The sequence below is a fragment of the Curtobacterium sp. PhB130 genome (assembly GCF_003755165.1).
Classification (GTDB): Bacteria; Actinomycetota; Actinomycetes; order Actinomycetales; family Microbacteriaceae; genus Curtobacterium.
Genome location: NZ_RKII01000007.1, coordinates 661,377 through 680,075, shown reverse-complemented (window position 1 = coordinate 680,075; position 18,699 = coordinate 661,377). Strand labels below are relative to the sequence as shown.

At 70.2% G+C, this 18,699-nt stretch carries 17 protein-coding genes; 6 read left to right on the top strand and 11 right to left on the bottom strand.

Features of this window, described 5'->3' with window-relative positions:
• Positions 1–157 precede the first annotated feature (157 nt).
• On the top strand, positions 158–1,597 hold the full coding sequence (locus EDF24_RS09090) for an amino acid permease (RefSeq protein WP_123702324.1): 1,440 nt from the start codon (positions 158–160) through the stop codon (positions 1,595–1,597).
• A 23-nt stretch (positions 1,598–1,620) separates the two neighbouring features.
• Here EDF24_RS09090 and EDF24_RS09085 read toward each other — a convergent pair whose 3' ends face one another.
• From EDF24_RS09085 to EDF24_RS09065, 5 genes are all read right to left on the bottom strand, one after another.
• A complete protein-coding gene (locus EDF24_RS09085; RefSeq protein WP_123702322.1) occupies positions 1,621–2,553 on the bottom strand; it encodes a hypothetical protein in 933 nt (310 codons plus the stop codon).
• A 356-nt stretch (positions 2,554–2,909) separates the two neighbouring features.
• On the bottom strand, positions 2,910–3,293 hold the full coding sequence (gene rplL / locus EDF24_RS09080; protein WP_123655472.1) for a 50S ribosomal protein L7/L12: 384 nt from the start codon (positions 3,291–3,293) through the stop codon (positions 2,910–2,912).
• 51 nt (positions 3,294–3,344) lie between these two features.
• The gene (rplJ, locus tag EDF24_RS09075) at positions 3,345–3,860 is read right to left on the bottom strand and encodes a 50S ribosomal protein L10 (protein WP_123655473.1); all 516 of its coding nucleotides are present in this window, start codon (positions 3,858–3,860) and stop codon (positions 3,345–3,347) included.
• Between the two features lie 360 nt (positions 3,861–4,220).
• On the bottom strand, positions 4,221–5,783 hold the full coding sequence (locus tag EDF24_RS09070; protein WP_123702320.1) for a cell wall metabolism sensor histidine kinase WalK: 1,563 nt from the start codon (positions 5,781–5,783) through the stop codon (positions 4,221–4,223).
• Between the two features lie 13 nt (positions 5,784–5,796).
• A complete protein-coding gene (locus EDF24_RS09065; protein ID WP_123655475.1) occupies positions 5,797–6,537 on the bottom strand; it encodes a response regulator transcription factor in 741 nt (246 codons plus the stop codon).
• Between the two features lie 105 nt (positions 6,538–6,642).
• Here EDF24_RS09065 and EDF24_RS09060 point away from each other — a divergent pair, with 105 nt between their 5' ends.
• From EDF24_RS09060 to EDF24_RS09040, 5 genes are all read left to right on the top strand, one after another.
• Positions 6,643–7,680, top strand: a complete 1,038-nt coding sequence (locus tag EDF24_RS09060; RefSeq protein ID WP_123702318.1) for an acyl-CoA dehydrogenase family protein — start codon at positions 6,643–6,645, stop codon at positions 7,678–7,680.
• Positions 7,677–9,053 carry a PIG-L family deacetylase gene (locus EDF24_RS09055; protein WP_260233398.1) on the top strand — a complete coding sequence of 459 codons (1,377 nt, stop codon included), beginning with the start codon at positions 7,677–7,679 and terminating at the stop codon, positions 9,051–9,053. Before EDF24_RS09060 ends, EDF24_RS09055 begins: the two co-directional genes overlap by 4 nt.
• On the top strand, positions 9,050–9,754 hold the full coding sequence (locus EDF24_RS09050) for a glycosyltransferase family 2 protein (protein WP_260233397.1): 705 nt from the start codon (positions 9,050–9,052) through the stop codon (positions 9,752–9,754). Before EDF24_RS09055 ends, EDF24_RS09050 begins: the two co-directional genes overlap by 4 nt.
• 136 nt (positions 9,755–9,890) lie before the next feature.
• Complete coding sequence (locus tag EDF24_RS09045; protein WP_123702312.1) at positions 9,891–11,435, top strand: ABC transporter permease; 1,545 nt, start codon at positions 9,891–9,893, stop codon at positions 11,433–11,435.
• A 110-nt stretch (positions 11,436–11,545) separates the two neighbouring features.
• On the top strand, positions 11,546–12,220 hold the full coding sequence (locus EDF24_RS09040) for an ABC transporter ATP-binding protein (protein WP_123655974.1): 675 nt from the start codon (positions 11,546–11,548) through the stop codon (positions 12,218–12,220).
• 60 nt (positions 12,221–12,280) lie between these two features.
• Here EDF24_RS09040 and EDF24_RS09035 read toward each other — a convergent pair whose 3' ends face one another.
• The 6 genes from EDF24_RS09035 to EDF24_RS09010 all read right to left on the bottom strand — a co-directional run bounded on the left by EDF24_RS09035 (position 12,281) and on the right by EDF24_RS09010 (position 18,657).
• Positions 12,281–13,213 (bottom strand): biopolymer transporter Tol, encoded by a 933-nt coding sequence (locus tag EDF24_RS09035; protein WP_123702310.1) that lies wholly within the window; start codon positions 13,211–13,213, stop codon positions 12,281–12,283.
• A 191-nt stretch (positions 13,214–13,404) separates the two neighbouring features.
• On the bottom strand, positions 13,405–14,244 hold the full coding sequence (locus EDF24_RS09030; RefSeq protein WP_123655481.1) for a carbohydrate ABC transporter permease: 840 nt from the start codon (positions 14,242–14,244) through the stop codon (positions 13,405–13,407).
• Entirely contained in the window at positions 14,237–15,232 is a 996-nt protein-coding gene (locus tag EDF24_RS09025; RefSeq protein WP_185017392.1) for a carbohydrate ABC transporter permease, read from the bottom strand. Before EDF24_RS09025 ends, EDF24_RS09030 begins: the two co-directional genes overlap by 8 nt.
• A gap of 129 nt (positions 15,233–15,361) precedes the next feature.
• Positions 15,362–16,663: a sugar ABC transporter substrate-binding protein gene (locus tag EDF24_RS09020; protein WP_123655482.1), complete on the bottom strand. Its 1,302-nt coding sequence runs from the start codon at positions 16,661–16,663 to the stop codon at positions 15,362–15,364.
• Between the two features lie 105 nt (positions 16,664–16,768).
• Positions 16,769–17,914, bottom strand: coding sequence for a Gfo/Idh/MocA family protein (locus tag EDF24_RS09015; RefSeq protein ID WP_123655483.1), 1,146 nt, complete (start codon positions 17,912–17,914; stop codon positions 16,769–16,771).
• Positions 17,911–18,657 (bottom strand): sugar phosphate isomerase/epimerase, encoded by a 747-nt coding sequence (locus EDF24_RS09010; RefSeq protein ID WP_123655484.1) that lies wholly within the window; start codon positions 18,655–18,657, stop codon positions 17,911–17,913. The genes EDF24_RS09015 and EDF24_RS09010 overlap by 4 nt, the downstream gene beginning before the upstream one ends.
• Between the last annotated feature and the right edge of the window lie 42 nt (positions 18,658–18,699).

Below are 18,699 nucleotides of genomic sequence, written 5' to 3'. Positions count from 1 at the left end.
CTCCTTCCGCCCGGCGCGACCCGGACGGTCCGCTCACCCGAGCAAATGTAGCCCCGCCGTGGGACATCGGCCCCTCCGCTGGACCGATCTGTGGAATTGACCCCTGTTCGGGGCCGTGCGAGCATGACCCGTCCCGTTCCACGCACCACGAGGTCCCATGCCGTCCGCGCCGTCCCGCCCCGACCCGTCCACCGTCACGTCGCTCCGGCACCAGCTCACGCGCCGCAAGCCGATCGACCAGCTGCAGAGCGAAGCGGCCTCGGGTGTGGACGGCGAGCCGCTCCGACGGACCCTGGGCGTCTGGCACCTCACGATGATCAGCGTGGGTGCCACGCTCGGCACCGGCATCCTCGTGGTCCTCGGTACCGCCGTCCCGCTCGCCGGGCCCGCAGTCTGGATCTCGTTCGTCGTCGCCGGGGTCGCCGCCCTGCTCTCCGCACTGTCGTACGCCGAGATGGCCGGAGCCGTCCCGACGTCCGGGTCGAGCTACTCGTACACCTACGCCACCATGGGCGAGGGCATCGCCTGGGTGTGCGGCTGGTGCCTCGTGCTCGAGTACGCGGTGTCCGTCGCCGCGGTCGCCGTCGGCGCGAGCGAGTACGTCGACGAGACCCTCCGGGTGTTCGGGCTGCACCTGCCCGCCGCGCTCTCGGCGCCCCCGGGTGACGGTGGCGTCGTCAACCTGCCAGCGGCGGCACTCGTGCTCATCGCCACCGCCGTCCTGCTGCCGGGAGCCCGCGAGAGCGCCTGGGTCAACACCCTGATGGTGATGGTGAAGATCGCGCTCCTCGTGTTCTTCGTCGTCGTCGCGTTCAGTGCGTTCCGCGCGGGGAACTTCGAGCCGCTCGCACCCATGGGTGCCGCGGGCGTCACCGCGGCCGCGTCCCGGCTCTTCTTCTCCTACATCGGGTTCGACGCCGCGTCCACCGCCGGCGAAGAGGCGAAGAACCCCCGCCGTGACCTCCCCCGCGCGATCATCGGCTCGATCGCGCTCATCACGGCGCTGTACATCCTGGTCGCGATCGCCGCGATCGGTGCCCGGCCGTGGACGTCGTTCTCCTCCACCGAGGCGTCGCTGGTCCGCATCGTCGTCGACGTCACGGGGCAGCCGCTCGTCGCGCTGGTGTTCTCGATCGGCGCCGTGATCGCCATCGCCAGCGTGGTGCTCACCGTGCTCTACGGCCAGACACGGATCCTCTTGACGATGGCGCGCGACGGACTGGTGCCGAAGGTCTTCGGCCGGGTTTCGCACCGAACCGGGACCCCGATCGCGAACACCCTGATCGTCGGTGTCGTCGTGACGATCGTCGCCGCCCTGGTGCCCCTCGGCGAGCTCGCGGACGCGACGAGCATCGGCACCCTCGTGGCCTTCGCGCTGGTGAACGTCTCCGTGATCATCCTGCGTCGCTCGCAGCCCGGGCTCGAGCGTTCGTACCGTGTCCCGTTCTTCCCTGTCGTCCCGATCCTCGGCACGCTCAGCTGCGCCCTGCTCGCGGTGTTCCTCGGCGCGGGCACGTGGATCGCATTCGCCATCTGGATGCTCGCTGGCGCCGCGCTCTACGCGCTCTACGGCCGCCGCCACAGCACGCTGCCCTGACCCCGCCGCCCTCCGCGCGCCACTCATCGGGTCGACACCCCGTGCTGTCGGAACAGCGCGCGGAGCCGCTCCGGGTCGACGAGGTGCCACCAGGTCACGCGGACGAAACCCCGCACCTGGGGAAGCGCACGTACCCGGTCCTCACGTACCTTCTCGGCCCAGACCGCGTCGGCCCCGTTGCGCCCGTGCAGCATCGACGCGTCTTCGTACTTCTGGCGCCCGTCGAACTCGACCACGATGCCGAGCGACGGCATCCAGAAGTCGACGCGCACTGTGGCTCCGTCGTCGAATCGGAACTCGTGCTGCGGCTCGGCGCGGTCGAACCCGAGCTCGGACAACCGCGCGGCACAGTACGACTCACCGACGGATTCGTGGCGCACATCGCTCACTGACATCACGCGCTCCACATGGCGACGGCCACGGACGACGAGCTGCTCAGCCGAACTCGTCAGAACCGCACGGTCGACACCACCGCAGAGCGCAGCGTCGAGCAGCACCACCGCCGCGACGAATGGTGCGTCCAGGATCGCTCCGAGCGCCGTCTCGACCGCATCCGCCACCTCCACACCCAGGAAGCTGTCCGGCGGCGCACGTCGCTCACCGAGCGACGGTACGGGCCGCCGCACGCTGACGCCGGCGATCTCGTGACGGGAGAACCCCCGTGGGGACACCTGCACCCGCTCGGGCCAGGGTCCGATGTGCGCCAACCCGCGGACCGCAGCGGCTGACAGGTGCGACAGTGCCACCCTCGGTGGGAGCTTCGGCGCCACCGCCTGGACCAGCAGGAGGTGGCGGCCGCGAGCGTCGAGCCCGTCCCAGTCATCCGGACGGACGTACACGCCCGGCGACACTCTCCGGAGCAGACCGTTCGCAGCCGAGCGTTGGAGCTGTCGCGCCGTCGTGCGGTCCGAGGAGGCACGGAGGAGCCGGGCGGGATGCGCGGGGTCGAGTTCCATGCACCGAGCGTCGCTGAGCCTCGCCCCGGAGAACGTCCACTGACGCGATCGGTGGACAACTCAATCGATGAGCGCTCGTGTGGAGGACTCGTTCACGCTGCGGAAGCGACACCGAGCGGAGTTTTGCGCCGCGCTTTCATGTACTCGATGTCGCACGCCCCAATGCGCCCGCATCGAGCGACATCTCGCGGTGCAAAGCGCGGCGCGAAACCACGTGCGATGTCGCTTTCGTCGAACACGCCACCCGCTCCCCGCCGCGCGCCCGCCGCGCCGCGCGCCCGCCCCGCGCACCCCAGCGCACACGACGAAGGCCGCCACCCCGAGGGGCAGCGGCCTTCGTGACCGAACGGTCGGAACTACGCGAGCTCGATCGTGGCGCCAGCGGCCTCGAGGGCAGCCTTCGCCTTGTCGGCCGTCTCCTTGTTCGCACCCTCGAGGATCTTCGCGTCGGCGGTCTCGACGAGCGCCTTGGCCTCGCCCAGGCCGAGCGACGTGAGGCCACGGACCTCCTTGATGACCTGGATCTTCTTGTCACCAGCGGACTTGAGGATGACGTCGAACTCGGTCTTCTCCTCAGCGGCCTCGACCGGAGCGGCAGCGCCGGCCGGAGCGGCAGCGGCGACCGGGGCGGCCGCGGTGACCTCGAAGACCTCTTCGAACTTCTTCACGAAGTCCGAGAGCTCGATGAGCGTGAGCTCCTTGAAGGCCTCGATGAGCTCGTCCTGCGAAAGCTTCGCCATGATTTTCTCCTACTACTCAGTACGTGATGTGGTTGTGGAACGCGTGCCTGATCAGGCCGCGGACTCCTGCTTCTCGCGGAGGGCGTCCACCGTGCGGACGGCCTGCGAGAGGGGTGCGTTGAACAGGTACGCAGCACCGAACAGCGAGGCCTTGAAGGCGCCGGCGAGCTTGCCGAGCAGAACTTCACGGGACTCGAGGTCGGCGAGCTTGTCCACCTCGGTCGCGGTGAGCGGGTTACCGTCGAAGTAACCGCCCTTCACCACGAGCTCGGGGTTCGCCTTGGCGAATGCACGCAGCGACTTCGCTACGGCGACGGTGTCACCGTGGACGAAGGCGAGAGCGGACGGACCGGCGAGTTCGTCGTCGAACGACGAGATGCCGGCGTTGTTCGCCGCGATCTTGGTCAGCGTGTTCTTCACCACGGCGTACGTGGCGTGCTCACGGATCGAGTTGCGGAGCTCCTTGAGCTGCGCGACCGTGAGACCGCGGTACTCGGTGAGCAGAACGGCGTTCGAGCTACGGAAGGACTCCGTGAGCTCGGCGACCGCAGCTTCCTTGTTCGCCATGGTTCTCCTTGGGGGTCTTGCCGGTAGCCCCAGGTCCGCACACATGAAAAAAGCTCCGGCGCAGAGGCTCGGAGCTGCTTCCACCAGAATGGCGGGAGTCGTTCTGAACACCTGCGCGGGATGCCTCACGAGTGAGGACCTTCGACCGTCATGCGAGCATGACGGCATCCGGCGGTCTTTGGCTTCGAGAACTGTAGCAGACGCTCTGGACGTCACCAAACAGCGGACGGGAGGCTCGGTGCCGGCTGGCACCGCGCCTCCCGTCGGGTGGTTGCGAAGGTTCCCATCACGCGCGCGCTGGAAAGTGGAATCGCGCGTAGGCAGTCGGAACTTCCGACCTCCTACGCGCGATTCGACTTCCTACGCGCGATTCGGCACGTGGGCCCAGGCATCGTCGGCGGGCGCGGTGCCAGCGGCGGCGGCGGCGTCGGCGGCGCCCGCGGCGTCGGCGGCGGCGGCGCCGGCGCCGGCGCCGGCGGCGCCGTCGGCGCCCTCCGGCGGCGCAGCCGGCAGGTGCACCGTGAACACGGTGTCCCCCGGCACGCTCGCCACCGCGACGGACCCGCCGTGCGCCTGCACGACCGCGTCGACGATCGCGAGCCCGAGGCCCGTCGACCCGGCGCTCCGCGACCGCGAGCTGTCCGCCCGCGCGAACCGCTCGAACAGCTTCGGCAGGAACTCGGGGTCGATCCCCTGCCCGGTGTCCCGGACGGTGAGGTCCACGCCGTCACCGACGGGGGTGAGGCCGACCGTGATGCGGGTGCCCTCCGGGGTGTGCGTCCTGGCGTTGGTGACGAGGTTCACGATCACCTGGTGCAGCCGCGCGGCATCCCCCAGCACGACGACCGGCGTGGAGGGCACGTCGACGGAGATCTCGTGGTCCGGCGACGCCGCGTGCGCGTCGTTCACCGCGTCGAACACCAGCCCGGTCAGGTCGACGTCGTCGAACTGGATCTCCCGGCCCTCGTCGAGGCGGGCGAGGAGCAGCAGGTCCTCGACCATCGACGTCATCCGGACGGACTCGGACTCGATGCGGCTCATCGCGTAGACGACGTCCGGCGGCAGGTCACCGCCCATCCGGCGGGTGAGCTCGGCGTAGCCGCGGACCGAGGCGAGCGGCGTGCGGAGCTCGTGCGAGGCGTCGGCGACGAACTGCCGGACCTTCTGCTCGGAGCGTTCCCGGGCCTGCATGGCGCCGCCGATGTGTCCGAGCATCCGGTTGAACGCAGCGCCGACGCGGCCGACCTCGGTGCGTGGATCGGTGTCGGGGACGCGCACGCCGTCGAGGGCGTCGCTGCGTTCCAGCGGCATCCGCGCGACCGTGGACGCGGTCTCCGCGACGCGTTCGAGGGGGCGGAGGGAGCGCCGGACGACGACCGCGGCGACGACGGAGGCGACCACGAGGGCGGCACCGACGACGAAGATGACCACCCAGAGCAGTGACCACACGCTCTGGTAGACCGGCGACATCGGCAGCCCGACCACCAGCACGGCGTCGTCGAGGTACCCGTTGTCCACGCGGACGGCGGCGACACGGTAGGTCCCGGTGCTGCCGAGGTCGATGGTCGCGGGGGCGATGCCGACCTTGACCTGCCCGAGGCGCTGCAGCTGGTCGGCGCTGAGCGACGAGGGCGAGCCGTCGTCCTCGATCACGATGCCACCGGCACGACCGCCGGTGAAGTAGTACGCGGTCAGGGTCCCGGCTGCCTGTCCCGCCGGGCGGAGCACGTCGTCACCAGGGGGCTGGGAGGTCTGCCCCTGCCCGAACTTGTTCGTGGCACGCTTCGTCGCGGTCTGGAGCTGCTGGTCGATCGCGCCCGTCTGGATCGAGGCGAGCGCGATGATGCTGCCCGCGCCGATCACCGCGCTGACGGCGACGACGAGGGCGACGATGCTCAGGACGAGCCGGCGGCGCAGTGTCATGGGACGAAGGGTCTCAGGAGGTGGGCTTGATGACGTACCCGACACCGCGCACGGTGTGGATCATCGGGGTCTCCCCGGCGTCGATCTTCTTGCGCAGGTAGGAGATGTAGATCTCGACGACGGAGGACTTGCCGCCGAAGTCGTACGACCACACGCGGTCGAGGATCTGCGCCTTGGACAGCACCCGGCGCGGGTTCCGCATCAGGAAGCGGAGCAGCTCGAACTCGGTGGCGGTCAGCTCGATCGGGCGGCCGGAACGGGACACCTCGTACGACTCCTCGTCGAGCACCAGGTCGCCGACGACGATGCGGGAGTCACCGGCCTCGGAGACGGAGATCTGCGATCGGCGGATGAGGCCACGGAGACGCGCGACGACCTCTTCGAGGGAGAACGGCTTGGTGACGTAGTCGTCGCCGCCAGCGGTGAGCCCGGTGACGCGGTCCTCGACGGAGTCCTTCGCGGTGAGGAACAGCACCGGGGTGTCGTCGTTGTTCTGCCGCAGCCGGCTGAGGACCTGCAGGCCGTCGAGGTCCGGCATCATCACGTCGAGCACCATCGCGTCCGGCTTGAACTCGCGCGCCTTGGCGAGGGCGTCCTGGCCGCCGTTCGCGCTCGTGACGTCCCAGCCCTCGTAGCGGAGCGCCATCGAGAGGAGGTCGGTGAGGCTGGCCTCGTCGTCGACGACGAGGATGCGCAACGGCGAACCGTCGGCACGCGTGAGGCGCGGAGCTGCTGCAGGCTGGGAGATGGTCACGTCTTCGAGTATCGAGAGTTTCCTATGAGCGGTCTGTGGAGACCCACTCGGCGGTCTGTGGATGAACGGTCAGCCGTCTCGGGGTCGCATCCGTAGGTTGGCAGGATGATCCGATCCACCGCCTGGCCCGCTGACGCACGCGCCGTCGACGTCGGCCGACTGACGGACACCGCCGGGAGGCCCGGCGCGGCCCGGGCGGCCCGGCTCGCCGTCGCGCGGGCGGTCGCGTCCATCACCCCACCCCTGTCCGCGGGCACGGCCGGGCGGGCGTTCGTGACGCTCGCAGCCGTCGCCGCGGTCGACGTCGCGCTCGCCAGGACCGTCGAACCGCACCTCGACGCGCTGGGGATCCTGGCCCAGGCCGGGATCGATGTGCCGGACGGGTCGACGTGGGGCGTGTTCGCGGCGGAGGGGCCCGGGACGCGGCTGACGGCCACCCCGGGCAGCGACGGGTCCGTCGTGCTCGACGGGACGAAGCCGTGGTGCTCGCTCGCGTCGACGCTCTCGCACGCACTGGTCACCGCGCACCGCGGCGACGACCGGCAGCTGTTCGCGGTCGACCTCCGGCAGGACGGCGTCACCACGCACGACGACGCCTGGGTGGCGCGCGGGATGCCGGATGTGCCGAGCGGTCCGGTGGACTTCGACGGGGTCCGCGCGACCCCGGTCGGCGATCCCGGCTGGTACCTCACGCGCCCGGGCTTCGCCTGGGGCGGGATCGGCGTCGCCGCGTGCTGGTGGGGTGGCGCCGTCGGGCTCGCCCGGGTCCTCCGCGACCACGCCGCCACACGTCCGGACGCCGAACTGCTCCGGGTGACGCTCGGGGCGGTCGTCGCGGACCTCGCCGACGCCGAGGACGCGCTGGCGGACGCCGCGGCCAGGATCGACGCTGACTCCGGCGCCTCCGCCGATGACGTCGACTGGGCGCTGCTCGCACAGGTCGTCCGCTCCCGGGTCCGCCGGGCCGTCGACGCCGTGCGGACACGGGTGATCGGAGCGCTCGGCCCGGCACCGCTGACCTCCGACGCCGCCGTCGCGGCTCGGGTCGCCGACCTCGAGCTCTACGTCCTGCAGGACCACGGCGACCGGGACCTCGCCCGCATCGGCCGGATGGTCCTCGAGCGCGGCGGTGTCGCGTGGTGAGCTTCGACCACCGGGAACCCGGGACGCCCGCGGCGACCTGGACCCCGTTCCTCGACGCGGTCACGCCCCGCCCCGTCGACCTCACCGACGTCGCCGCGGTCGTCGTCGTCGCGCCGCACCCCGACGACGAGACGCTCGGCGCCGGCGGACTGATCGCCACGGCAGCCGACGCCGGGGTCCCCGTGCACGTCGTCCTCGTCACGCTCGGCGAGGGGTCGCACCCGGACTCCCCCACCACCACGGCGGACGAACTCGCCGCGGTCCGCGCCGGAGAGTTCCGCGACGCCCTGGTGGCGCTGCACCCGGACGTGACGGCCGGCTCGCTCGGCGTGCCGGACGTCGGACTCCGCGAGCAGCCGGAGACCCTCCGCGACGCCCTCGTCGCACGGCTGGACGCCACGGCCGAGGCCTCCGGAGGCCGAACGCTGCTCGTCGCCCCGTGGCACGGGGACGGGCACCGCGACCACCGCGTCGCCGGCGAGGTCGCCGAGGCAGTGGCCTCGGGACGGCCGGAGGTCGACCTGCTGTCCTACCCGATCTGGGCGTGGCACTGGGACCGCCCGGACGCCCCCGCGGCACCGTGGGACACGGCGCACGCCCTCGCCCTGTCCGACGACGTCCTCGACCGGAAGCGCGCCGCTCTCGCCGCGTACCGCTCGCAGGTCCTGCCGCTCTCCCCGGCACCGGGTGACGAGGCGATCGTCGACGAGCGGCACGCGGCGCACCACCTCCGCGACGTCGAGTGGTTCTTCGGCACCGCGGTCCGGACGCCGGCGAGCTCGCGGTCACGGGAGTCGTTCGACGCGCACTACGCCCGGAATCCGGAGGGGTGGGACTTCGACGGCTCCTGGTACGAGCGCCGGAAGCGTGCCGTCACGCTCGCCGCGCTCCCCCGCGAGCGCTACCGCTCCGCGCTCGAGATCGGCTGCGCGACCGGTGTCCTGACGGCGGCGCTGACCGAGCGCGCGGACGACGTCCTCGGCACCGACATCGCCGCGGCGCCCCTCGACCGTGCTCGTACACGCGCACCGCTGGCCCGCTTCCTGCAGGCGGCGCTGCCGGATGACTGGCCCGAGGGGACGTGGGACCTCGTCGTGCTGTCCGAGGTCGGCTACTACCTCTCCGACGCGGACCTCGACCGGACCGTCGACCGCGTCCTCGGCTCGCTCGCCGACGACGGTGTCCTCGTGGCGTGCCACTGGCGGCACCCCGACGACGAGGCGGTCTCGAGCGGGGACGCCGTCGACGCCCGCCTCGCCGAACGGTGGCCGCGTCCGGCGCTCGTGCGCCACGTCGAGGAGGACTTCGTGCTGAGCGTCCTGCCCGGCCCGGGGGTCGTCGCGGTCGCCCGCGCCGAGGGGCTCGTCCGGTGAGCGCCCGTCAGCGCATCGACGTCGTCGTCCCCGCGCACGACGAGGAGGACCGGATCGCCGACTGTCTCGACGCCGTCCTCGTGGCCGCCGAGCGCCTCCGTGCCGAACGCCCCGACGTCGCGGTCGGGGTGACCGTGGTCCTCGACGGCTGCACCGACGACACCGCCCGGATCACCCGCGAGTACCCGGTCGAGGTGCTCGAGACGCCGCGCGTCGGCGTCGGACGAGCACGTTCGCTCGGTGTCGCACGGGCGCTCCAGCACGCACCCCAGCAGGACCCGGGCACCCGGTGGCTCGCCCACACCGACGCCGACTCCCGCGTCGGGCCGGGCTGGCTCGTGCAGCAGGCCGACGCCCTGGCCGCCGGTGTCCACGTGCTGGTGGGTGCCGTGGTGCCGGACCCGGACGACCTCGACCCGGTCGTCCTCGCACGCTGGACGACGGCGCATCCGCCGGGGGCCGCCCTCGGCCACGTGCACGGCGCCAACCTCGGGGTGCTCGCCACGGCGTACGTCGCCTTGGGCGGGTTCGACCCCGTGCCGGAGCACGAGGACGTCCGGCTCGTCGAACGCGCCCGTGCCCTCGGGCTGCGCGTCGACGCGACGACGGAGCTGCCGGTGGTCACGAGCGGACGCTTCGACGGACGGACCCCCGGCGGCTACGCCGAGCACCTGCGCCGGAGCTACGGCGACGCGTCCTGACCCGGGCCCTTAGGGAGCTCATAGGGACGCGAGGGTGCGCCCATAACAGCGCTGCCTAGCTTCTCCTCAGTCGGCCCCGCCGCGCTCCCGATGCGCGGCCGGTGACCCGTGTGCCGGCCCACCACCGAGGAGAACCATGTTCCTGACCTACCTCAGGCGCGAACTCACGAACCGCAAGAAGCAGACCGTCATCATCGCGATCGGCATGGCACTCGCCATCGCCCTCGTCGTCATCGTGTCCTCGATCTCCAGCGGTGTGAAGTCGGCACAGTCGAGCGTGCTGCAGTCCGTGTACGGCGTCGGCACCGACATCACGGTCTCGAAGACCGAGACGCCGACGTCGTCGAGCACCGGGCGCCCGAGCTTCGACTTCGGCGACCAGAGCGCTTCCGGCTCCTCGGGCAGCACCAACCTGTCGCAGTCGAAGCTCGCCGTCACGCGTGGCACGAGCACCCTCACCGCGGCGAACGTGACGACCGTCACGAACACGGCAGGCGTGAAGGCCGCGACCGGGGTCCTCACCCTCGAGAACAGCACGTTCTCCGGCTCGGTGCAGCAGGGCTCGAGCGACAGCAGCAGCTCCACCGACTCCGGGACCTCCACCCAGAACGGTCCGCCGAGCGGCGGCACCGGCGGCGGCGGCGGCTTCGGCGGCGGTTCCTTCAACGTCGACTCGTTCACCGTGACCGGCATCCCGGTCTCCGGCGACGCCGTCGGGCCGCTGACGAGCACCGAGATCACCAAGGGCCGGACCTTCACGGCCTCCGACGCCGGCAAGGACGTCGTCGTGCTCGACTCGTCGTACGCCAAGAGCGAGTCGAAGGCGGTCGGTGACACCCTCTCGATCGGTGGCACCAAGTTCACCGTGATCGGCATCGTCGCCTCGACCGGTTCCGCATCGACCACCGGCTCGAACACCTACGTGCCGCTCGACACCGCCCAGACCCTCGCGGACCTCAAGGGCAAGGTCACCTCGATCTACGTGTCCGCGCAGTCGTCCTCGGACGTCAGCACCATCAAGACCGCGCTGCAGGCGAAGCTCACCAGCGCCACGGTCTCCACCGAGTCGGACCTCGCCTCGAGCGTCTCGGGCTCGCTCTCGACCGCGTCGAGCCTGGTCTCGAACCTCGGGACGTGGCTCTCGATCCTGGTCCTCGCAGCGGCGTTCCTCATCGCGATCCTCTTCACGATCTCCGGGGTCACCCGACGCACCCGTGAGTTCGGCACCCTCAAGGCGATCGGCTGGTCGAACGGCCGCATCACCCGACAGGTCGCCGGGGAGTCCCTCGTCCAGGGCCTCATCGGTGGCGTGATCGGTGCCGCAGCTGGTCTGATCGGCATCCTCGTGGTCAACGTCATCTCCCCGACGATCTCGGCGAGCGCCACCTCGACCACGGGCCGTGGGGCGGGCGGGACCGGCGGCGCCGGCGGGTTCCCGGGTGGTGCCGCGACCGCCGCGGCGGGCTCCGGCACGACCGGCGGCGCTCCGGCCGGCGGCTTCGGCGGCGGCGGCGCGAGCACCGCGTCGACCACGGACGTCGTCCTGCACGCCCCCGTGACCGTCGAGGTCATCCTGCTGGCGATCGGACTGGCGATCCTCGGCGGCCTCATCGCCGGTGCCCTCGGCGGCTGGCGCGCATCGCGGCTCCGTCCGGCCGAGGCCCTGCGGAGCGTGGCCTGATGGCCGACGCGCGAACGAGAACCGATCCATCGGAACCGACGACAGGAGCAACCGTGACCACCACCGAGACCGCACCCGCTGCCGGCGAGGCGAGCCGAGCCTCCGTCCCGATGTACAAGCTGACGAACGTCAGCAAGACGTACAAGCAGAAGAACCGCACCGTCACCGCCCTGACGAACGTGGACCTGACCATCCCCCAGGGGCAGCTCGTCGCGATCCAGGGCCCGACCGGCGGCGGGAAGTCCACGCTGCTGCAGATGCTGGGCGCGCTGGACCGGCCGAGTGCCGGGTCGGTGAACCTCGGCGAGCGCGACGTCGCCAAGCTCGGTGACGGGGCGCTGACGGACCTCCGGGCGACGGAGATCGGCTTCGTCTTCCAGAGCTTCAACCTGATCCCGACGCTGACGGCGCTGGAGAACGTCGAGACGGCGTTCGCGGGGTCGCTGGCGAACCGCTCCCGGTCCGAGATCCGGCAGCGCGCCACCGACGCCCTGCAGGAGGTCGGCCTCGGCGAGCGGCTCGACCACCTCCCCGCGGAGCTCTCCGGTGGGCAGCAGCAGCGCGTGGCGATCGCGCGGGCCCTCGTGAAGAACCCGAGCGTGCTGCTCGCGGACGAACCGACCGGTGCCCTCGACGAGGCCACCCGTGACGAGATCATGGGGCTCATCGAGCGGCAGTGGAAGGACCGCGGCCTGACGGTCGTGATCGTGACGCACGACTCGTGGGTCGCGAAGCGTGCTGAGCGGCGCCTGCACATCAAGCAGGGGCAGGTCCGCGAGGTCTAGTCCCGCGCACCAGGACGACAACTGCGCAGTCGCACGACTGCGCAGTTGTCGTTCCGGCGTTCAACCGGGGTAGTCGCAGTACGCGAACCACGTCGAGTCCGGGGCCCACGGTGGCACGTTGACCGTTCCCTGGCCGCCGTCGAGCGTGACGAGGGTCTCGGGCACGACCGCGATCCGGGCTCCGCGGACCAGGACGCCCGGCAGCAGCCGCAGCTCCACGCGGTGATCGGCCGGGTGGCCCTGCACGCCCGGCGCGTAGGACAGGTACAGCAGGTGCGCACCGTCCGGCGACACGTGCGGGAACCAGTTCACCCGGTCGTCGTTGGTGATCCGGACGGGGTCGGTCGCACCGGGCCACAGCGACACCAGCTGTGCGGTGCCCGGGGTGAACCGCTCCGAGTTCCAGACGAGCTGGTCGCCGGCGAACGAGACGCCGTCGTCCGGGTGCTCGTCGCGGGTCAGGAACGTCGGGTGCCCCGTGGCTGGATCGACGAGCGCGACGTCGGTCGTCCAGACGCCGTCCTCGGTCCGCTCCCCCACGATCGCCGCGAGCGACGAGCCGTCGGCGGCGATCCCGTGCAGGTAGAACTTGCGGAACACCGGCAGCGCTGCCGCGGTGTCCGTGATGCGTTCCCCGGTGCCGCCGGCCGGCAGCGGGACGCGGTACAGCTCGCCGTCGCGGCCGCTCACCACGACGGCCTGGCCGGACGGGTCGAGCACGTGGTCGTTGTTGATCTCGGGCACGCCGTGCATCGGGACGCGCTCGAGCGCGGTCTCGTCCAGGACGGTGTCCGTGCCCCGCTCGGGCAGGCGCAGCAGCCAGAGGTCGCCGCCGGCGTTCAGCACCAGCGTCTGCTCGTCGAGCACGTTCGGCGCCTCGACGAGCACCGTGCCGGACTCGAACACGAGCCGGCTGGACCGGGCCTCGACGTCGTACACGTGCACGCGGCTGCGCTGCCCCGGCCGGAGCTGTCGTCCCCTGGTGTCGCTCATGCGTCCATCCTGTCGTGCGCGGCGCGTCGTCGCGCCCGGCGGCGCGCTCGGCGCGGCACTCGGCGCGGCCGGCGTCGCGCCCGGTTCGGCCCGGCGTCGCACAACGGAAGACGGTCCGCACCACGGGAAACCGTGGTGCGGACCGTCTTGGGTTGCGCGGTGCCGATCAGCGCCGCCCCTGCCGTCGGCGCTTACTTCACCGCACCGGCGGTCAGGCCGGCGACGAACTGGCGCTGCACGACGAGGAACGCGATGACGACCGGGATCGAGACCACGAGCGACGCGGCCATGATCTGGTTCCAGTACACGTTCGTCTGCGTCGAGTACTGCTGCAGACCGACCGCGAGCGTCTGCCCGTTGCCGTTCGTCATCACCGAGGCGAAGAGCACCTCGCCCCATGCCGTCATGAAGGAGTAGATCCCCACGGCGACCAGACCCGGACGGGCCGAGGGCAGGATGATCCGGAACAGCGCGCCCATCGGGCCCGAGCCGTCGACCATCGCGGCCTCGTCGAGCTCACGCGGGATGGTCTCGAAGTACCCGGCGAGCATCCAGATCGAGAACGGGAGCGTGAACGTCAGGTAGGTGATGATCAGGCCGAGCCAGCTGCCGACGAGCTGGATGCCGAGGGTCTGCCCGAGGTTCGTGAAGATGAGGAACAGCGGGAGCAGGAACAGGACGCCGGGGAACATCTGCGTCGAGAGCACCGTCGTGGTGAAGGCGCTCTTGCCCTTGAAGTTCCACCGCGACACCGCGTAGGCGGCGAAGGTGGCGATGATCAGCGAGAACACCGTCGCGACCGTGCAGACCACGAGCGAGTTGATGAAGTACCGGCCGAGCGGAACCGTCGACCACATGTCGATGAACGGCTGGAAGGTGATGTTGGTCGGGATCCACGTGAAGTCGTTCTGCACGTCACCGAGCGGCTTGATGGCCGTGGTGATCATCACGTAGAGGGGCACGACCGTGAAGACGGTCAGGAGTGCCAGGACGATGACCTTGAAGGACTTGGCGCCCATTGTTTCACGCACGGACGGACCTCCGGTTGGTGACGGCGAGGTAGATGCCGGTGACGACGAGCAGGAAGAGGAGGAGGAGCACGCTCATCGCGGCACCGGAGCCGAAGTTCCAGGTGATGAACGAGGCGTTGTAGATGTGGAAGCTGAGCAGGTCGGCTGCCGGGGGCTGCGCCGTCGAACCGAAGAGGACGTACGGCGTGTTGAAGTCGTTGAAGGTCCAGAGGAACATCACGAGCACGAGGGTCACGTTCACCGGGCGGACCATCGGCAGCGTGATCGAACGCCACTGGCGGAACGGCTTCGCACCGTCGACCGAAGCGGCCTCGTACACGTCCGCGGGGACCGACTGCAGGCCGGCCATCAGCATCAGGAACGCGAACGGCCAGGTCTTCCAGATCGCGACGACGACGACGGCCACGAAGGCGTTGTTGCCGATGAGCCAGAACGGGGCGACACCGTTGAAGAGGTGCAGCTGGTCGACGAGCAGGTGGTTCAGGGCACCCGAGTCACGCTGGAACATGAACTTCCAGGTGATGACGCCGGCGTACATCGGCAGCGCGTAGGGCACCAGGAACAGGGTGCGGAACAGGCCGCGGCCCTTGAACGGCTTCTGCAGCGCGACGGCCGCCATCATGCCGAAGCCCCACGACAGGCCGACCACCAGGACCGTGAACGCGCAGGTGATGAGGAACGAGTTGAGGAGTCCCTTGCCGATCGCCTGGTTGAAGTCCACGGCGACCGCGTAGTTGTGCAGGCCTGCCCAGGGCGCAGCGCCCCAGTTCGCGATGAAGTACTTGGTGAGCTGCACGAAGCTGATCCAGATGCCGACGAGCATCGGCACGATGTGGATCAGCAGCTCGAAGAGGATGGCGGGACCGACGAGCGCGTACGGCAGCCACTGCAGGCGGCGCTTCCCACGGGGCGGTGGACCCGACAGGGTCGGCGCCTTCGTGTGCGTCAGGTCGATGGCCTCGGAGTCAGGCAGGACCGTCGTGGACATGGGCAGGGCCTTTCGGCTTCAGGTGGTTTTCGGGTGCTGTGCCAGCCGTGGCAGCGGCTGTGGAGCTGAGGGGTGGAGACCCGGGGCGCGCCCTGCGGACGCGCCCCGGGCCTCCAGGCTGGGTGTGGATCAGCCGTTCGCCTGGGACACCTGGTCCTGGGCGGTCTGGAGCGCGGACTTGATGTCAGCAGTGGACACGGTGCCACCGGTTGCCATCTTGGCGAACATGTCGTTCATCGCCTTGCCGACCGTGGACTCGAACTGGTCCTCGGCGGGCACCAGCGGGAGCGGCTTCGCCTTGTTGTTGTAGATGTCGAGGAACGTCTTCGTCTGCTCGTCGGTGACCGAGTCAGCCGCAGCAGCGAGCACCGGCAGCGCCGAGTACGGCTTGTCGAGCGTCGTCTGCGTGGATGCGCTGGTCATGTACTTGACGAACTTGAGGGCGCCGTCCTTGTTCTTCGTGTTCTTGAAGATCGACAGGTTGATGCCGGCGGGGAAGGACGCGATGTCCTTCGCGCCGGTCGGGGCGGGGAGTGCCACGACGCCGTACTCGTCCGACTTCATGCCGAGCGACTCGATCGTCGCGTTCGCGTTGTTCTGGTTGAGGATGAACGCGGCCTTCTTGTTCGCGAAGTCCGTCACCGACTGGGTGGCGTTGTCGTACTGCGCGTTCGACGGGTTCGCGACCTTGGAGACCTGCATGAGGTCGAGGTAGCGCTTGATGCCGTCGACGTTCGCCTTGGACGTGAAGGTCGGCTTGCCGTCCTTGTCGAACCACTCGCCACCGTTCTGGGCCGAGTTGATGAACGCGAAGTGCGAGTTCTCCGTGTACGAACCGCCGGCGAGGCTGAACCCGTAGGTGCTGCCGGTGGTCAGCTTCTTGGCGTCGGTGACCAGGTCCTCCCACGTGGTGGGCGGGGTGATCCCGGCGTCCTTCAGCATCGCCTTGTTGTAGTACAGGCCGTAGGCGAGGCCGTAGAGCGGGACGCTCGTGACGGTCTTGCCGGGGGCGCCACCGGTCGAGAGCGCGACCTTGCCGAACTTGTCGGACCCGCCGATCGCCTTCATCTCCGAGGAACCGAACTCCTGGAAGGCGCCGGTGGCCTGGAGCGAGGTCGCCCACGTGTTGCCGATGTTGACGACGTCCGGGCCCTGGCCCGAGGTGACGGCGGTCTGGATCTTCGTCTGCAGGTCGTTCCACCCGATGACCTGGAGGTTGACCTTGATCCCGGTCTCCTTGGTGAACTTCTTGAGGACGGGGGTCAGCACCTCCTTGTCGTTCTGGAGGGACGTGCCCTGGTTCGACGCCCAGTAGGTGAGCGTCTTGGAGTCGCCGGAGGAACCGGACGACCCGGAGGAGCAGGCTGCGAGGCCGGTCACGGTGAGTGCCGCGGCCGCGGTGATGGCCAGTGCGCGGATGGCAGTGCGCATGACTCTCTACTTTCTCGTCGTTGAGATGGTGCAGTGGGTGGTGCTTCGGGTACTTGCTGTGTGGTGTTGCGGGTCAGACCAGGGTCTGCCCCGCGGTCCCGCAGGTCAGACCAGGGTCTGCTCTGCGGGGTCCCAGCCCTCGTCGAGGGTCTGGGAGGGCGACACGGTGCTCGCAACGAGCACCGCCTCGCCACGTTCGGCGCTCTCGGCGATGGAGACCATCACGTCGAGGGCGTGGAAGGCGAGCGCACCGGGAACCCGGTTCGTCTCGCCCGCACGGAGGGAGCGGGCCAGGTCGACCACGCCGGTGCCGCGCGAGTAGGTGGAGCCGACGGCCGCGATGGTCTCGGGCTCGTCGGCACCGAGCGAGTACAGCTCGGTGTCGCCGTCGAAGTTGTTCGGGTCCGGGAACACGACGGTCCCGGTCTCACCGGCGATCTCGACGACACCGGTGCGGCCGCGGTCGGACTCGAACGAGAAGACGCTCTGGGCGCTCCCGCCGTTCTCGAACTCGATGAGGGCCGAGTGGTTCGTCGGGACCTCGACCGGGAACTCGGTGCCGGCCTTCGGACCCGAGCCGATGGTCCGCGTGGCACGCGACTTCGACGAGGTCGCGGTGACCTTGGCGACCGGGCCGAACACCTGCACGAGGGTCGTGATGTAGTACGGGCCGATGTCGAACAGCGGGCCGGCGCCGTAGGCGAAGAGGAACTCGGGGCTCGGGTGCCAGGACTCCGGGCCGGGGCTCTGGAAGAGCGTCAGGCCGTTGAGGGGCGTGCCGATCCGGCCGTCGCGGATGGTGCGGAGCGCGGTCTGCAGGCCGGCGCCGAGGAACGTGTCCGGGGCGACGGAGACCGTGAGGCCGGCGGCAGCTGCGGCGTCGCGGAGCTGCGCGGCGCTCTCGCGGTCGAGAGCGTAGGGCTTCTCGCCCCAGACGTGCTTGCCGGCGGCGATGGCCTGCAGGGCGACCTCGACATGGGCGGCCGGGATGGTCAGGTTCACGACGATCTCGATGTCGTCGTCGGCGAGGAGCTCCGCCACCGAACCCGAGCGAGCGACGCCCCACTTGGCGGCCTGCTCCGCGGCGCGGGGCTCGTCGATGTCGGCGATGAAGCGGACCTCGACGTCGGGGAAGACGGTGAGGTTGCCGAGGTACTGGTCCGAGATGACCCCGGCGCCGATGACGCCGACGCCGACCGGGCCGGTCTTGGTGGACTTGCTGACCGCGGGGGTCACAGCGGTGTCGGTCATGCGTTGGCTCCCTGCAGGAAGGTGTAGGAGTCGGCGACGGCCTGGAACACGTCACCCTCGTGGTCGTCGAGCTCGATAACGTGCAGCGCGTTCGGCGCCGCCGCGATGATCTCGCGGATCGGCATGATGCCGTTGCCGACCGCGACCTGCTTCTTGTCGTCGTGCGAGCCGTCGCCGTCCTTGACGTGCAGGAACTGGACCTTGTCGCCGAGCTGCTCGATGACGGCCACCGGGTCGTCGCCGCCGACCTTCACCCAGTACGTGTCGAGCTCGAGCACGACGTCGTCGGACAGCGCGCCGGCGAAGACCTCGTAGGCGCTGACGCCGTCGATGCGGTTCGAGAACTCGAACGCGTGGTTGTGGTAGCCGATGGTCAGACCGTGGTCCGCCGCACGCGGGGCCAGTGCGCTGAGTTCGCGGGCGATCGCCTCGACGTCCTCGCGGGTGGTCCAGCGGGCCTCGTCGATGTGCGGGTCGATCAGCGTCTCGGTGCCGATCGTCGCCGTGGCGTGGAAGATGCGCTCGAGGTCCTGCTCGCCCGCGTCCAGCAGCCGGGCGTGGCCGCTCGGCGCGGCGAGGCCGGCGTCCTTCAGTGCGGCTGCGTACTCGTCGGCGCGGTCCACGTAGCCGAAGAGTTCGACGTTCGTGAATCCGATGCCGGCGATGCGCTGCAGGGTGCCGGGCAGATCGGCACTGAGCGCGTCGCGGACCGTGTAGAGCTGGACCGAAAGCGGTTGGGTCACCAGGTTCTCCTCATCGAGTGGTGTGGTCGACGTCGACCGTGC